Source organism: Micromonospora globbae (genome assembly GCF_003610785.1).
GTDB lineage: Bacteria > Actinomycetota > Actinomycetes > Mycobacteriales > Micromonosporaceae > Micromonospora > Micromonospora globbae.
Genome location: NZ_RAQQ01000001.1, coordinates 333,161 through 346,416, shown reverse-complemented (window position 1 = coordinate 346,416; position 13,256 = coordinate 333,161). Strand labels below are relative to the sequence as shown.

15 protein-coding genes are annotated in these 13,256 nt (G+C 73.9%); 6 read left to right on the top strand and 9 right to left on the bottom strand.

Annotated features, from left to right (window positions below):
* Nucleotides 1-14 precede the first annotated feature (14 nt).
* From D7I43_RS01460 to D7I43_RS01450, 3 genes are read right to left on the bottom strand one after another with little or no spacing between them, the layout of a single operon-like run.
* Entirely contained in the window at nucleotides 15-1,745 is a 1,731-nt protein-coding gene (locus D7I43_RS01460; protein WP_240032758.1) for a multicopper oxidase family protein, read from the bottom strand.
* Between the two features lie 2 nt (nucleotides 1,746-1,747).
* The gene (locus D7I43_RS01455; protein ID WP_120326502.1) at nucleotides 1,748-2,200 is read right to left on the bottom strand and encodes a DUF6220 domain-containing protein; all 453 of its coding nucleotides are present in this window, start codon (nucleotides 2,198-2,200) and stop codon (nucleotides 1,748-1,750) included.
* A 10-nt stretch (nucleotides 2,201-2,210) separates the two neighbouring features.
* Nucleotides 2,211-3,197 (bottom strand): carboxymuconolactone decarboxylase family protein, encoded by a 987-nt coding sequence (locus tag D7I43_RS01450; protein WP_120326501.1) that lies wholly within the window; start codon nucleotides 3,195-3,197, stop codon nucleotides 2,211-2,213.
* 143 nt (nucleotides 3,198-3,340) lie between these two features.
* Here D7I43_RS01450 and D7I43_RS01445 point away from each other — a divergent pair, with 143 nt between their 5' ends.
* On the top strand, nucleotides 3,341-4,471 hold the full coding sequence (locus D7I43_RS01445) for a sensor histidine kinase (RefSeq protein ID WP_120326500.1): 1,131 nt from the start codon (nucleotides 3,341-3,343) through the stop codon (nucleotides 4,469-4,471).
* Nucleotides 4,472-4,485: 14 nt separating this feature from the next.
* Complete coding sequence (locus tag D7I43_RS01440; protein WP_120326697.1) at nucleotides 4,486-5,148, top strand: response regulator; 663 nt, start codon at nucleotides 4,486-4,488, stop codon at nucleotides 5,146-5,148.
* 49 nt (nucleotides 5,149-5,197) lie between these two features.
* On the opposite strand, the gene D7I43_RS01435 is transcribed toward D7I43_RS01440, so the two are convergent.
* Nucleotides 5,198-5,779, bottom strand: a complete 582-nt coding sequence (locus tag D7I43_RS01435) for a TetR/AcrR family transcriptional regulator (RefSeq protein WP_120326499.1) — start codon at nucleotides 5,777-5,779, stop codon at nucleotides 5,198-5,200.
* Nucleotides 5,780-5,921: 142 nt separating this feature from the next.
* On the opposite strand from D7I43_RS01435, the gene D7I43_RS01430 reads away from it, so the two are divergent.
* A complete protein-coding gene (locus tag D7I43_RS01430) occupies nucleotides 5,922-6,755 on the top strand; it encodes an alpha/beta fold hydrolase (protein ID WP_120326498.1) in 834 nt (277 codons plus the stop codon).
* Between the two features lie 73 nt (nucleotides 6,756-6,828).
* Here the strand turns inward: D7I43_RS01430 and D7I43_RS01425 are convergent, their stop codons facing one another.
* Nucleotides 6,829-7,587 carry a zf-HC2 domain-containing protein gene (locus D7I43_RS01425; protein WP_120326497.1) on the bottom strand — a complete coding sequence of 253 codons (759 nt, stop codon included), beginning with the start codon at nucleotides 7,585-7,587 and terminating at the stop codon, nucleotides 6,829-6,831.
* Between the two features lie 70 nt (nucleotides 7,588-7,657).
* Nucleotides 7,658-8,227, bottom strand: coding sequence for a sigma-70 family RNA polymerase sigma factor (locus D7I43_RS01420; RefSeq protein WP_120326496.1), 570 nt, complete (start codon nucleotides 8,225-8,227; stop codon nucleotides 7,658-7,660).
* Between the two features lie 156 nt (nucleotides 8,228-8,383).
* Here D7I43_RS01420 and D7I43_RS01415 point away from each other — a divergent pair, with 156 nt between their 5' ends.
* A complete protein-coding gene (locus D7I43_RS01415; RefSeq protein ID WP_120326495.1) occupies nucleotides 8,384-8,836 on the top strand; it encodes an OsmC family protein in 453 nt (150 codons plus the stop codon).
* A gap of 78 nt (nucleotides 8,837-8,914) precedes the next feature.
* Nucleotides 8,915-9,820 carry a sigma-70 family RNA polymerase sigma factor gene (locus tag D7I43_RS01410; protein WP_120326494.1) on the top strand — a complete coding sequence of 302 codons (906 nt, stop codon included), beginning with the start codon at nucleotides 8,915-8,917 and terminating at the stop codon, nucleotides 9,818-9,820.
* Nucleotides 9,821-9,896: 76 nt separating this feature from the next.
* Here the strand turns inward: D7I43_RS01410 and D7I43_RS01405 are convergent, their stop codons facing one another.
* The 3 genes from D7I43_RS01405 to D7I43_RS01395 form a co-directional block, all read right to left on the bottom strand.
* Nucleotides 9,897-10,631, bottom strand: a complete 735-nt coding sequence (locus D7I43_RS01405; RefSeq protein WP_120326493.1) for an SDR family oxidoreductase — start codon at nucleotides 10,629-10,631, stop codon at nucleotides 9,897-9,899.
* A 185-nt stretch (nucleotides 10,632-10,816) separates the two neighbouring features.
* The gene (locus tag D7I43_RS01400) at nucleotides 10,817-11,734 is read right to left on the bottom strand and encodes an SDR family oxidoreductase (protein ID WP_120326492.1); all 918 of its coding nucleotides are present in this window, start codon (nucleotides 11,732-11,734) and stop codon (nucleotides 10,817-10,819) included.
* Between the two features lie 76 nt (nucleotides 11,735-11,810).
* Nucleotides 11,811-12,551, bottom strand: a complete 741-nt coding sequence (locus tag D7I43_RS01395) for an SDR family oxidoreductase (RefSeq protein WP_120326491.1) — start codon at nucleotides 12,549-12,551, stop codon at nucleotides 11,811-11,813.
* A gap of 85 nt (nucleotides 12,552-12,636) precedes the next feature.
* On the opposite strand from D7I43_RS01395, the gene D7I43_RS01390 reads away from it, so the two are divergent.
* Nucleotides 12,637-13,245, top strand: coding sequence for a TetR/AcrR family transcriptional regulator (locus D7I43_RS01390; protein ID WP_240032741.1), 609 nt, complete (start codon nucleotides 12,637-12,639; stop codon nucleotides 13,243-13,245).
* Nucleotides 13,246-13,256: the final 11 nt, after the last annotated feature.

Genomic DNA, 13,256 nt, shown 5'->3' with positions numbered 1-13,256 from the left:
CGCCCGGCCGGGGATCACGAGTACGTGAGGTGCAGCATCATGCCGGCGTCGGCGTGCGGCAGGTTGTGGCAGTGGTTGGCCCAGGTGCCGGGGTTGTCGGCCCGGAACGCCACCTCCCAGACGTCACCGGGGCGTACGTCGAAGGAGTCGAGCCACAGGGGACTCCCCGTCGCCGGCTTCCCGTTGCGGGACAGCACCAGGACGTGGTGGCCGTGCAGGTGCCACGGGTGCACCACCAGTGACCGGTTCACGATCGTGAACCGGACGACGTCGCCGCGGCGTACGACCTGGGTCGGGATGTCCGGGTCGGCGGCCCCGTTGACGGTGTGGGCGTACCGGGGGAGCAGCCCGTGCAGGTCGAGGCCGCGGTCGAGGACGAGGGGGAACTCCTTGTCGAACCGCGACCACGGCACCGGGGCGGCGACGCCGTAGGTGAGCGGGTCCAGCACCGGCCACGCGTCGGTCTCCGCCGACACCGGTCCGGTCGAGTAGACCGCCCGCCCGTCGACGAACAGCGCCACCGGTGTGGCGGGTGCGGTGAACACCAGGTCGTAGCGGCCACCGGCCGGGATCAGGACGGCGGTGTCCGCGAGCGGCGTCGGCCCCCGCAGGTCCGACCCGTCGATCGCGGCGACCCGGAACGGGGTGCCGGCCAGGGCGTACCGGTGGGTGGTGCTGTCGGTGTTGATCAACCGCAGCCGCACCGGCGTCCCCGCCCCGACCGGCTCCGTCCGGGGCGCCGGCAGCGGAAGGCCGGCCAGCGTGTGGACCGGCACGGTGACGTCGACGCCGGTCGCCGGCGCCGGGCGCACCACCAGGACGCCGTAGAGACCCTTCCGCACGCCCACGTCGGACACCGAGTGGGTGTGGTACCAGTACGTCCCGACCTGGTCGGCGCGGAACCGGTACACGAACTCCTGTCCGGGCAGCACCGCGTCCTGCGTCACGTCGGGCACCCCGTCCTGGCTGTTCGGCACGTCGTACCCGTGCCAGTGCAGCGTGACGCCCCGCCCGATGTCCCGGTTGCGCAGCGTCACCTCCAGGACGTCCCCGACGGTGGCGGTCAGCTCCGGCCCGGGAACCTGCCCGTTGAAGGCCCACGCCTCGACGTCCCGCCCGCTCACCCGCACCGTCGCGGTTCCGGCGGTGAGGGTGAACCGTCGGGTGGGTTCGCCGACCTCCGGCGCGGCCTCGTACCGGTGGTCGTGGGTCACGGCGGGAGCGGCGGCCGGTGCGACGGCCAGGCCGGTCCCGGTCACCAGCGCCCCGACGGCCACCGCGACGGCCGTCCGGGAGACCGTCCCCGATGGGCGTGCCCCGAGGACGCGCCACGAGACGGCGGTCGCCGCGAGGACCCCGGCGACGGTGAGCAGACCCGCGCCCGCCGACGCCGGGTATCCGTGCAGGACCGTCACGAGCAGGGCGCCGCTTCCGGCGTACCCGGCGAAGAGGAGCGGGACCGCGACGGACCGGATGTCGCCGGCGCGCAGCAGCCGCGGGACGGCGACGGCCACCGCCGCGAGCGTGAGCGGGCCGGCGATGAGCACCTTCTCCGCCGCGAACCACCAGCCGGCGCGGGCGAGCGCGGTGACCGTGACCGCGCGCCCGACCGTGGCGAGCAGCGCGAAGCCGGCGAGTGCCAGCGCGAGCAGCCGTCGCCGGGCGGCCGCCGCGGCGCCGCCGCCCAGCCACCCGGCGGCCGCGAGGACCGCGATCACGAGGTCGGCCGCGATCAGCGAGCCCATGCTCACGCCGGTTCCCCTTCCCGGACGGCCACCCGGGTGGCGGCCACCGGCGCCGGCTGGGCCAGCTTCCGCGCGCCCTGGTGGACGGCGACCACGACGTGCACCGCGATGATTCCGTTGAGCGCGTGCAGCCCGGCCACGGTCAGGCCGAACGGCGTGCTGCCGCCCGACGCGTCGGTCAACGAGTTCGCGAGCATGGCGATGAGCGCCTGGAGGACGACGAGACCGAGGGGCAGGAGCGCCAGCCCGACGAGCCGGCCCGGCGCCTTCGCCAGGACGGCGAACAGGACGGTGAGCAGGGTGAGGGCGGGGATGACCGCCATCCCGGTGACGCTGTGCAGCGCGAACGCGCCGTCGCCCGCGGGTTTCGTGAACGCGCCCACGGCGGCGAAGACGAACTGCAGGACGTACGCGAAGAGCGACACGGTCGTGACGACGACGAGGGCCTTGCGCATGGTTGACCTCCTAGAGATGGGCCGGGGACAGGGCCTGGGCGACGTGGTCGGTGGCCGTGATCGCGCCGAAGGCGACCAGCCGCACGAGGTCGGCGTCGGCCGGGTGGGACAGTCGCCAGAGCGCGACGTCGGCCGGGCGGATGGCGGCGGGCGCGAACGCCGACAGCAACGCGATGCGCGCACCCACGCGGTCCTCGCCGGGCACGTCCCGGAGCAGGTCGGCGGCCCACTCGGTGGGCCGCTCCGGCCATCGCCCGTCCTCCCAGCGCACGGTGGCCGTGACGGTCTGGCGCGCCAGGTCACCCAGCAGGTCGCCGCCCCGCGTGGCGACGTCCCGCAACGACGCGTACGCGACGCCGACCGGGCTGTCTCCGGCCCACGCCGGCGCGGTCGTGCCGCCGTCCAGGAGCGGCAGGCTGCGTCCGGGCTCCTTCGGCTCCCGGACGGTCCGGGCGTAGAGCCGGCCCCCGACCGACCGCACCACGGAGGAGCGTTGCAGGCCACCGGGCAGCAGGTCCGGGTCGAGCAGCGCCGAGACGACCCGGTTGATGAAGTGGAAGGCGAGCAGGGTGCCCGTGACCTCGGGGCGGTAGGGGCTGGTCCAGTCGGTGGACCAGGGGGTTCGACTGGCCGCGGCCCAGGCGGCGAGCTCGGCGTGGACCGGCTCCGGTGGCGTCGTACCGCGGGCCATCACCTCGGCCAGCGCGTGCTCGCCCAGCGCGTGCAGCAGCATCACGTGCGCGTCCACACAGAACCGGCAGCGGTTGGCCCGGGACACCGCCGCCGCGACCAGTTCCCGCTCGACCCGGGACGCGTCACCGGCGAGCAGCGACTCGCGCATCAGGGCCCAGGTCGCGGCCATCACCTCCGGCGCGGCCGCGAGCGCCTGGAAGGTGGGCGCCGGCCCGAGGAACTCGTCCCGCAGTTGCTGGTAGACCTTCGCCGTGAGCCCGGTCGCCGCCGACGGCTTCGCCGGGGAGAAGAAGCGATATGTCATGGGCTCGATGCTCGTCGCGGCGGGCCGGGAAAGCGTCGTGCCACCGCAGGCACCTGCCCGGCCGCCGATACCACGTCCGCGGTACGCCGCATCTACCGCGTCCGCGGGATGCTCCCTGGTGACGGCCGTTCTACAGTGCGATCATGCGCCGCGATCTGCCGTACGCCCTCGGCGGCCTCCTCCTCGGTGTCCTCCTGCTGGCGAACGCCGCCCTCACGCCGGACGCCGGGCCGGTGCGGGCGCTCGACGTCGTGCTCGTCCTGGCGATGGCCGCGGCCCTCGCCGTGTGCCGGCGGTACCCCGTGGCGGCGCTGGCGGTGGTGACCGCCGCCATGCTGGCCCTGCACGTCCGGGTGCACGCAGGCGTGACCGCGGCGTTCCCCGTGCTCGCCACCGTCTACATGGCCGCCTGGCTCGGCCGGCGCGCGCCCGCCCTGCTGGCCAGCGTCGTGTTCCTCGGCGGCTTCCTGGCCCGCGACGTCTCGATCGCGCCCGCCGGACGGCCCGGGCAGCAGATCGTCGAGCGCACCGCCCTGCTGCTGGGCTGGTTCGTGGCGGCCAACGTCGCGGGCCTCGTGGCGCGGCAGCGCCGGGCGTACCTGGAACAGGTCGAGAAGCGGGCCGTCGAGGCCGAACGCACCCGTGAGGAGATGGCGTTGCGCCGTGCCGGGGAGGAGCGCCTGCGCATCGCCCGGGACCTGCACGACTCGCTGACCCACAGCATCTCCGTGATCAAGGTGCAGGCCGGGATCGCCGTGCACCTGGCCCGCAAGCACGGCGAGGAACCGTCGGCCGCGCTGCTGGCGATCCAGGAGGCCAGCGCCGCCGCCATGCGGGAGCTGCGGGCCACGCTCGACGTCCTGCGCGCACCCTCCGACGGGGAGCGTGTCGGGCTGGCCTGGGTGGGCGAACTCGTCGAGCGGACCCGGGCGGCCAACGTGCCGGTGCAGGTGACCGTCACCGGCCAGCCCCGCGACCTGCCCGCCGACGTCGACCAGGCCGGGTACCGCGTCGTCCAGGAGGCCCTGACCAACGTGGCCCGCCACGCCGGCCCGGCCACCGCCGAGATCCACATCGAGTACGGCCCGGCGCAGCTGACCGTCTCGGTGACCGACGACGGCCAGGCGTCGCCGGTCCGGCCGGTGACACCGGGTGTGGGCCTGCGCGGCATGCGCGAGCGGGTCACCGGGCTGGGCGGCACGCTCCAGGCCGCCGCCCGCGACGGTGGCGGGTTCGCGGTGCGGGCGACGTTCCCGCTGGACGGTGCCGCGTGACCGAGCGCGCGGGCGTGATCCGCGTCCTGCTCGCCGACGACCAGGCCCTCATGCGGGCCGGGTTCCGGGCGCTGCTCGACGCGGAGGACGGCCTGGAGGTGGTCGGTGAGGCCGCCGACGGCGCGTCGGCCGTCGACCTGTCCCGTCGCCTGCGTCCGGACGTCGTGCTGATGGACGTGCAGATGCCGGGGCTCGACGGCATTGAGGCGACACGGCGCATCGCGGACGCTCCCGACCTGGCGGCGGTCCGCGTGCTCATCCTCACCAACTACGGGCTCGACTCCTACGTCTTCGCGGCGCTCCGGGCGGGCGCGAGCGGCTTCCTCCTCAAGGACGCGGACCCCACCGACCTGTTGCAGGCCGTCGGGGTGGTGGCGCGCGGTGACGCCCTGCTCGCCCCGGCGGTCACCCGGACGCTCATCAGCGAGTTCGTCGCCGGCCCGCCGCCGGCCGACCCGGCGGCCGGGCGCGACGTGCTGACCGCCCGCGAGCAGGAGATCGTCGAGCTCGTGGCGCGGGGACTGAGCAACGACGAGATCGCCGAGCGCATGGTGATCAGCCCGTTGACCGCCAAGACCCACGTCAACCGGGCGATGACCAAGCTGCACTGCCGCGACCGTGCCCAGCTGGTCGTGTGGGCGTACGAGTCGGGGCTCATCACGCCGCGTCGGCGCTGACCCCGCCCGTCGCGGGGCGCGCGGCTGGTCGTCGGGCCGGTGCCCGTGCTCAGTCCGTCGCGGTGGCGGCCAGGACGGAGTCGATGAGCGTGGCGGCGGCGTCGCGGGCGTGACCGGCGGCCTCGCTCGTTCCGGCGATGGCGGCCGTGGTCTGCGCTCCCTCGGCGAGGATGGCGAGCTGGAAGGCGAGTGACGGAGGCCCGCCGGCCTCGGCGACGAGTTGGGCAACGCGCGCCTGGAACTCGGCCTTGTGCTCGCGGACGAGCCCGGCGATCCGCGGCGTGGTGGCGCCCAGCTCGCCGAACGTGTTGATGAACACGCAGCCGCGGAAGTCGTCCTCGTCGAACCAGCGGGCCAGCATGTCGTAGATGGCGAGCAGCCGGTCGCGGGGGGTTCCGCCGGTCGCCACGGCGGCCTCGACGAGCCCGTTCCAGAGTTGGCGCCGGCGGTGCAGGACCTCCTCGACGAGGTGTTCCTTCGAGGGGAAGAGCTGGTAGAGGCGTTTCAGCGAGACGCCCGCCTCGGCCCGTAGGGCGTCCATGCCGACCGCCTGGATTCCCCGGCGGTAGTAGAGCCGGTCGGCGACGGTCAGCACCTTCTCGCGGATCACCTCGTCGGCCTGTGCCGGCACGGTTCCTCCTCCTCTGCGGCTGGGGGTGACGACGCTCACGGCGCGGAGAGCGCGGGGGACTGGCGCTGAGAACGTCCGTTCTCTAGGCTACGTCACGGAAGCGGAGAACGGGCGTTCTCTGCACCTGCCACGGGAGGGCGTCATGCCGTACATCACTGTCGGGACCGAGAACAGCACCAGCATCGACCTCTACTACGAGGACCACGGCCAGGGACAGCCGGTCGTGCTCATCCACGGCTACCCCCTCGACGGGCACTCCTGGGAGAAGCAGAGCGCGGTCCTGCTCGACGCCGGCTACCGCGTCATCACCTACGACCGGCGGGGCTTCGGCCAGTCCAGCCAGCCGACCGTCGGCTACGACTACGACACCTTCGCCGCCGACCTGAACACCCTGCTGGAGACGCTCGACCTGAACGACGTCGTGCTCGTGGGCTTCAGCATGGGTACCGGCGAGGTCGCCCGCTACCTCGGCCGGTACGGCTCGGCCCGCATCGCGAAGGCAGCCTTCCTCGCCTCGCTGGAGCCGTTCCTGCTCAAGACCGAGGACAACCCGACCGGCGTGCCGCAGGAGGTCTTCGACGGCATCCTCGCCGCCGTCACCGCCGACCGGTACGCCTACTTCACAAACTTCTACCGCGACTTCTACAACACGGACGAGAACCTGGGCAGCCGGCTCTCGGAGGAAGCCCTGCGCAACAGCTGGAACGTGGCCGCCGGCGCCTCCTGGTACGCCTCGAGCGCCGCCGTGCCGACGTGGGTCACCGACTTCCGGGCCGACATCGACAAGATCGACGTGCCGGCGCTGATCCTGCACGGCACCGCGGACAACATCCTGCCGATCGACGCCACCGCCCGGGAGTTCCACAAGCGGCTGCCGCAGGCCGAGTACGTGGAGATCCCCGGTGCCCCGCACGGTCTGCTCTGGACGCACGCCGCCGAGGTCAACGAAGCGCTGCTGGCCTTCCTCGCCAAGTGACACCAGCCCGGGGGCCGCACCGGTGGTGCGGTCCCCGGTCGTTCCCGCCCGGTGAGTCCCGCGCCGCTGCGGCTCAGGCGGCCCGCGAGTCGCGGGTGCGCGCCTCACCGGGGTACGGCGGGGCGAGCCGCAGCGGTGCCGAGGGCTGCTCCGACGTCTCGTCGACCCGCAGCCGCCAGCCTGGCCGGTCACCGCGATCGCCCGTCCGCGGGTCGTCCGGCTGCCGGCGCGGCCGGGACAGCGCGACGACCACCAGGTAGCCGCTGAGCAGGAAACCGTGGCTCACCAGGCGGGTGACGTCGACCCGGCCGAGGAGCAGGTCGTTGATCGACAGCAGGACGAGCGTGCCCACGAACGCGCTCAACATCGGCACCAGCCCGGTCGGCCGGGTACGCCGAGCCGCCACGAACAGGAATCCGGCGCCGACGGCGATGTTCCACGCCGCCGACTCGTGCCAGAGGTGCCCCGACATCAGCCCGCCGGAATGGTCGTGCCCGGCGGCCGGGCTCCGGCCGACCTGCGCCAGCCCCAGCACCAGTTGGAGGGCGCCGATCAGCCCCAGCAGCCCCCGCAGCGTCAACACGACGTGCGCCCGCAGGCCACGACGACGGGGGGCGGGCGCCGGCAGCGCGGCGAGGATCTCGGCGGTGAGGTCGGGGCCCTGACCGGTGAGGGTCAGCCGGGAACGGCGCGTCACCGCCGCGGCCCGGTCCAGCCACTCACGGCAGCCGGCGCATCCGTCGAGGTGGCTCTCGACTCCGGCCTGCTCGGCGGCGGTCGCCTCGCCGTCGAGTTGCGCCGACAGGATTTCACGCCACTGCTCGCACCCCATGTACCGGTAGTCGGTCAGCGGGCCCTCCTGGTTCCCGGGGGAGTGGAAATAGGCGCAGGTCAGCGGCGCTTCAGCCCGCGGCGCTGCCCGGTGCCCGCCGGTGCGACACCGATCGGCCGTTCACGGCGGCGACCAGATCCTCACGGGCCCGGGCGACGCGGGAGCGGATGGTGCCGACGGGGCAGTCGCACACCTGTGCCGCCTCGGCGTAGGACAGCCCGAGGATCTGGGTCGCCACGAACGCCTCCCGCCGGTCCGCCGGCAACGCCGCGATGAGCTGCTCCAGCACGACCTCCCGGTCGAACCCCTCCCGCTGGGCGTCCGGGGCGTCGTACTCGTCGGCCATCGGCACGGTGCGGGGCCGGGACGTGGCCGCGCGGACGTGGTCGACGGCGACCCGCCGCGCGATGGCGAGCAGCCACGTCACCGCCGACGACCGCGCCGCGAACGACGGCAGCGACCGCACCGCCCGCAGGTACGTCTCCTGTGTCAGGTCGGTCGCCTCCGACGGGGGGACCAGCGCCGACAGGAACCGGTGGACGCGCTGCTGGGTCGCCCGGACGAACCGGGCGCACGCCTCCCGGTCACCCCTGCCGGCAGCGAGGGCCCACGCCGTGACGTCCGCGTCGTCGTCGGTCACCCTGACACCTCCGTGGCCCGGTTCGAGAACGACGGGCTGTAGTAGTCGAGCGCCAGCGTACGCCAAGGGGGCCGGCGGACGCGTCCCCCCGGGCCGGTCCGACCCTCGCCGGTCGCGGTGTCTCGGGCATCGGATCGTCCGGGTAGCGTGCCTGCCATGAGTGAGGACACGCTCCGTTCGGTGGAGATCGAGCGCACCAGCCTGGGGAACTACGTCGTGCGGAACGTCCGCGGCGGCTCCGTGTCGATGGGCGCGGGCGAGGACGGCAGCTTCACCCCGGTGGAGCTGCTGCTGGCGGCCATCGGGGGCTGCACGGCGATCGACGTGGATCACATCACCAGCCGCCGCGCCGAGCCGACCCGGTTCTCCGTCGAGGTCACCGGTGACAAGATCCGGGACGAGACCGGGGGCAACCGGATGACGAACCTCACGGTCACGTTCACCGTGGCGTTCCCCGAGGGCGCGGACGGCGACCGGGCGCGCGAGGCGCTGCCCCGGTCCCTGCAGCAGTCGCACGATCGGCTCTGCACCGTCTCCCGCACCGTCGAGCTGGGCACTCCCGTGTCGATCGTCGAGGCCACCGGCTCCACCGGCTCCACCGGCGGCTGAGTCCGCGGCGGGTCGCCGGGCGGCGGGGCGCCGCGGGCGGACGTGACGGCAGGCGCGACGGGGTCGGACGGGGGGGCGATGGAGGAATCCGCTGCGGATCGCGCGCGGGACGGCGCGGGCGACCTCACGGAGGCCGCGGAGGTCTTCACGAGCCTGCGGCCACGCCTGTTCGGGATCGCGTACCGCATGCTCAGCAGCGCCGCCGAGGCCGAGGACCTCGTGCAGGAGGTGTGGCTGCGGTGGCAGGCGACCGACCGGACGGCGGTCGTCAACCCGGCCGCGTTCCTGGCGACCACGACCACCCGCCTGGCCATCAACGCGCTGCGGTCGGCGCGGGTGCGGCGTGAGACGTACGTCGGACCGTGGCTGCCGGAACCCGTCGACACGGGCGCGGACCCCTACCTGGGCGCCGAGCGCGACGAGGCCCTGGAGTTCGCGGCGCTGCTGCTCATGGAGCGGCTCACGCCCCACGAGCGCGCCGCGTACGTCCTGCGGGAGGCGTTCGACTACCCGTACGCGCGGATCGCCGACATCCTGCGGTCCACCGAACCGGCGGTGCGCCAGCTGGTCAGCCGGGCGCGCCGCCACATGACGGAACAGCGGCGTACGCCGGTGAGCCCGGCCGCGCAGAGGGAACTGCTCGCCACGTTCGTCGCGGCCGCCCGCTCCGGCGACCTCGCCGAGTTGGAGCGGCTCTTCGCGGCGGACGTGACCAACATCGCCGACGGCAACGGCAGGGTGGGCGTCTCGCGCCGCCGGCTGGTGGGCGTGGCGCGGGTGGCGAAGTACCTGGCGGCGATCCGCTGGTTCTGGGACGGCGTCGAGGTGCGGTGGGCCAGCACGAACGGCCGCACCTCGGCCGTGCTGTGGCGCGGCGGCGAGGTGTACGGGCTCCTGACGGTCAGCGCCTCGACCGAGGGCATCGACCACGTGCTGTGGATGGTGAACCCGGAGAAGAACGCCGCGGTGCCCGCTGCGGCCTGACCCGCCCCGTCACGGGAGGCAGGACGTGCCGGACGCGGCGGGCCCGCACGACGCGTGCCGTGCGGGCCCGGCCGGGTCAGCGCGCGAGCCACTCCCGGTAGGAGGTCCCGGCGATGACGGCGTCCTCCGGGGCGACGAGCGCGTCCCGCGGGGCGGCGGCGAACATCCCGGCGCTGTCGTCGGTGACGACGGTGCGCCGGTCGCCGCGCGCGGCGAGGGTGATCCGGCCCAGCTCGTCGAGCGGGAAGACCTCGGGACCGGCGACGTTGCGGATGCCCCGCAGCGGCGCGCCGACGCTCACGTCGGCCACGGCCCGGGCGACGTCGGCCGAGGCCATCGGCTGGACCCGGGTGGCGGGCAGGCGGACGGTGTTCTCGTCGGCGGTCCAGGACAGCACCGCGTCGACGAACTCGAAGAACTGCGTGGCGCGGACGATCGAGTACGGCACGGGGCCGGCCTTGAGGATGTCCTCCTGGAGCACCTTGGCGCGGTAGTAGGCGAGGTCCGGCACCTGGTCGACGCCGACGATCGACAGGATCACCGCGTGGCCGACGCCGGCTTGCGCCGCGGCCGTGAGCATGGTGTCCATCGTCGTGCGGAAGTACGCGGGCGACGCCTCGTCGAACGTCGGCGAGTTCGTCAGGTTGACGACGACGTCGGCCCCCGTCAGCGCCTCGGGCACGCCCTGGCCGGTGAGCAGGTCGACACCGGTGGACGGGGAGTGCGGCGTCGCCTCGTGCCCGCTCCCGTTGAGGAGCCTGACGACCTGCGACCCGATGAGCCCCGTTCCGCCGATGACAGCGATCTTCATGGTGGTGACCTTTCGCGGTGTCGGATGAGATTCACTCTCACCCGGAGAGACCAGCCAGCCGTGCGGGCTGTGACAGGTCACCCCCGCGTGTGATCCGGCGAACAGGCGCCCCCGTGGGACCGCCGCCGGCCACGGGGGCGTTGCGGTCCCGGCTCTCCTCGGCACCGCGCCGCCCCCGGTGACGCTCAGGCGGCGGGGACGTGGGGGGTGAGCAGGTCCGCCAGGCCGATCCGGCGCAGGAACTCCGTCCGGATCCGGTCGCCGACCGCGTTGACGACCTCGGCGCCGTCGTCGGCGGGGTCGATGTGCACCCGGAAGGGCCGCCTGCCCGCCGGCGTGTCGACCACCCGCACGATGGCCCGGGCCACGTCGGCCACGTCGGCGTCCGCGGGCTCCAGCTCGGCGAGGCTCCTGCCGACCTGGTCCATGAGGCCGGGGTACCGAGTGTCGTACGCGGCCACGACCGCCTGGTCGGCCGGGTGGCCGCTGTTGGCGAAATGGTTGGTGCCGTGGGTGAACGCGCCGGGCACGATGATCGACGTGTCGATGTTGAAGCGTGCCAGTTCGGCGGCGTAGCTCACCGCGAGGGAGTCCATCGCCGCCTTGGCGGCGAAGTACGGCGCGAGGTAGGGCGGGGTGCCGCCGCGGGTGCTGGAGCTGCCCACCCAGACGAGCAGCCCCTCCTGCCGGTCGCGCAGGTACGGCAGGACCGCCCGGTTGATCCGCTGGGTGCCGAGCACGTTGGTGTCGTACAGGTCCGCGAGCTGTTCCGGGGTGAACGCCTCGGCCGGACCGGTGACCATGTGTCCCGCGTTGTGCACCACCACGTCGATTCGGCCGGCGTCGGCGAGGACGACGCCGATCGCCGCCGTGACGGACTCGTCGGAGCGGACGTCGAGTTCGACGGTCCGCAGGTCGACACCGAACTCGGCGGCGTACGCCCGCGCCTCGGCGACGCGGGGGGCGTTCCGGCCGCCGGTGTCACGGATGCCGGCGTAGACGGTGTGCCCGGCGCGGGCCAGGGCGCGGGCGGTGAGGGCGCCGAAGCCGCTGGAGGCGCCGCTGATGACGACCACCTTCGGGTCGTGCGAGGGGTTGGTCATGGTTGTTCCTTCTGTCGGCGGGTGCGCCGGGGCACTCGGAGGGGGACGGGGCCGGCTGTCGTGTCGCCGGTGGAGGTCAGATGGCGCCACCGTTGGCGTAGAGGACCTGGCCGTTGACCCACCGGCCGGGGCCGGCGAGGAAGGCGACGAGCTCGGCGATGTCCTCGGGGGTGCCGATGCGCTCCAGCGGCGGCTCGGCGGCCATGCGGGCGAGGGTCTGCTCGTCCTTGCCCTCCAGGAAGAGGGCGGTGGCCGTGGGGCCGGGGGCGACCGCGTTGACGGTGACGTCCCGGCCGCGCAGCTCGCGGGCGAGGATGAGGGTGATCGCGGAGACGGCCCCCTTGCTGGCGGCGTAGGCGCTGTAGCCGGGGCGGGCGAAGCGGGTCAGCGAGCTGGAGAAGTTGATGATGGCTCCACCGCGGCGTACGCGCCGGGCGGCCTGCTGGTCGACGGCGAAGGTGCCGCGGACGTTGACCCGCAGCATGCGGTCGAGGTCGTCGAGGGCGAGGTCGGCCAGCGGGGCGAGGGTCATCATGCCGGCGGCGTGGACCACGACGTCGACGCCGCCGTACTCCCGCTCGGCGGCGTCGAAGAGCGCCGCCACGGCCGTCTCGTCGGCGACGTCGGCCGCCACCGCGATGGCGCTGCCGCCGGCCGCCCGGGCGGCTTCCACGGCGGCCTGCGCCTCGGTCTCGTTGCCGCGGTAGTTGACGACCACCGCGTACCCGTCGGCGGCGAGGCGTTCGACGACCTGCCGGCCGATGCCCCGCGACCCTCCGGTGACGATCGCGACCCGCGGCGCGTTGTTCGAGTTCATGGATTTCTCCTCTGCCTCAGCTCTTGTGTACGCTGTGTCCATATAACCAGCCCGGAGACACAGTGTCCATATAATTGGAGGCTCCGTGAGCCAGCTCACCCCCGATGCCGGCCCGCCACCCCGCCGAGGGCGCGGGCGACGCCCCGCCGACCAGGTGCGGGCGGAGATCCTCGCTGCCGCGGGGAAGCTCCTGCTCGCCGAGGGCATGGCGGGCTTCACCATCGAGAAGGTCGCGGCCCAGGCCGGTGCCAGCCGCATGACCATCTACAAGTGGTGGCCCTCCAAGGGCGCGCTGGCCCTGGACGGCTACTTCACCGTCGTCGGGCCCACGCTGGCCTTCCACGACACCGGTGACGTCGTGGCCGACCTGACCAGCCAGCTCGTGGCCTTCGTCCATCTGATGAACGACACACCCGCCGGGCGGGTCATCAGCCAGCTCATCGCGCAGGCCCAGACCGACCCCGATCTGGCCGCCGGCTACCGCCAGCGCTACTCGGCGCCACGCCGCGCGCTCGCCGTGGAGGCCATCAACCGGGCCGTGGCCCGGGGGCAGCTCCGCGCCGACATCGACCCCGAGTCCGTCGTCGACCAGCTCTGGGGGGCCTGCTACCACCGGTTGCTCATCCCCGACCAGCCCCTCACCGAGGAGTTCGCCCGGACGCTGGTCGACAACCTCATGCGCGGGCTGCGCTGACGCGGGCGTGC

Bases quoted from the DNA above. Each gene is read 5' to 3' on its own strand.
- D7I43_RS01405 (WP_120326493.1), bottom strand. From the start codon at position 10,631: ATGAAGATCGCTGTCATCGGCGGAACGGGGCTCATCGGGTCGCAGGTC.
- D7I43_RS01415 (WP_120326495.1), top strand. From the start codon at position 8,384: ATGAGTGAGGACACGCTCCGTTCGGTGGAGATCGAGCGCACCAGCCTG.
- D7I43_RS01395 (WP_120326491.1), bottom strand. From the start codon at position 12,551: ATGAACTCGAACAACGCGCCGCGGGTCGCGATCGTCACCGGAGGGTCG.
- D7I43_RS01445 (WP_120326500.1), top strand. From the start codon at position 3,341: ATGCGCCGCGATCTGCCGTACGCCCTCGGCGGCCTCCTCCTCGGTGTC.
- D7I43_RS01425 (WP_120326497.1), bottom strand. From the start codon at position 7,587: ATGGGGTGCGAGCAGTGGCGTGAAATCCTGTCGGCGCAACTCGACGGC.
- D7I43_RS01410 (WP_120326494.1), top strand. From the start codon at position 8,915: ATGGAGGAATCCGCTGCGGATCGCGCGCGGGACGGCGCGGGCGACCTC.
- D7I43_RS01460 (WP_240032758.1), bottom strand. From the start codon at position 1,745: ATGGGCTCGCTGATCGCGGCCGACCTCGTGATCGCGGTCCTCGCGGCC.
- D7I43_RS01450 (WP_120326501.1), bottom strand. From the start codon at position 3,197: ATGACATATCGCTTCTTCTCCCCGGCGAAGCCGTCGGCGGCGACCGGG.
- D7I43_RS01400 (WP_120326492.1), bottom strand. From the start codon at position 11,734: ATGACCAACCCCTCGCACGACCCGAAGGTGGTCGTCATCAGCGGCGCC.
- D7I43_RS01455 (WP_120326502.1), bottom strand. From the start codon at position 2,200: ATGCGCAAGGCCCTCGTCGTCGTCACGACCGTGTCGCTCTTCGCGTAC.
- D7I43_RS01430 (WP_120326498.1), top strand. From the start codon at position 5,922: ATGCCGTACATCACTGTCGGGACCGAGAACAGCACCAGCATCGACCTC.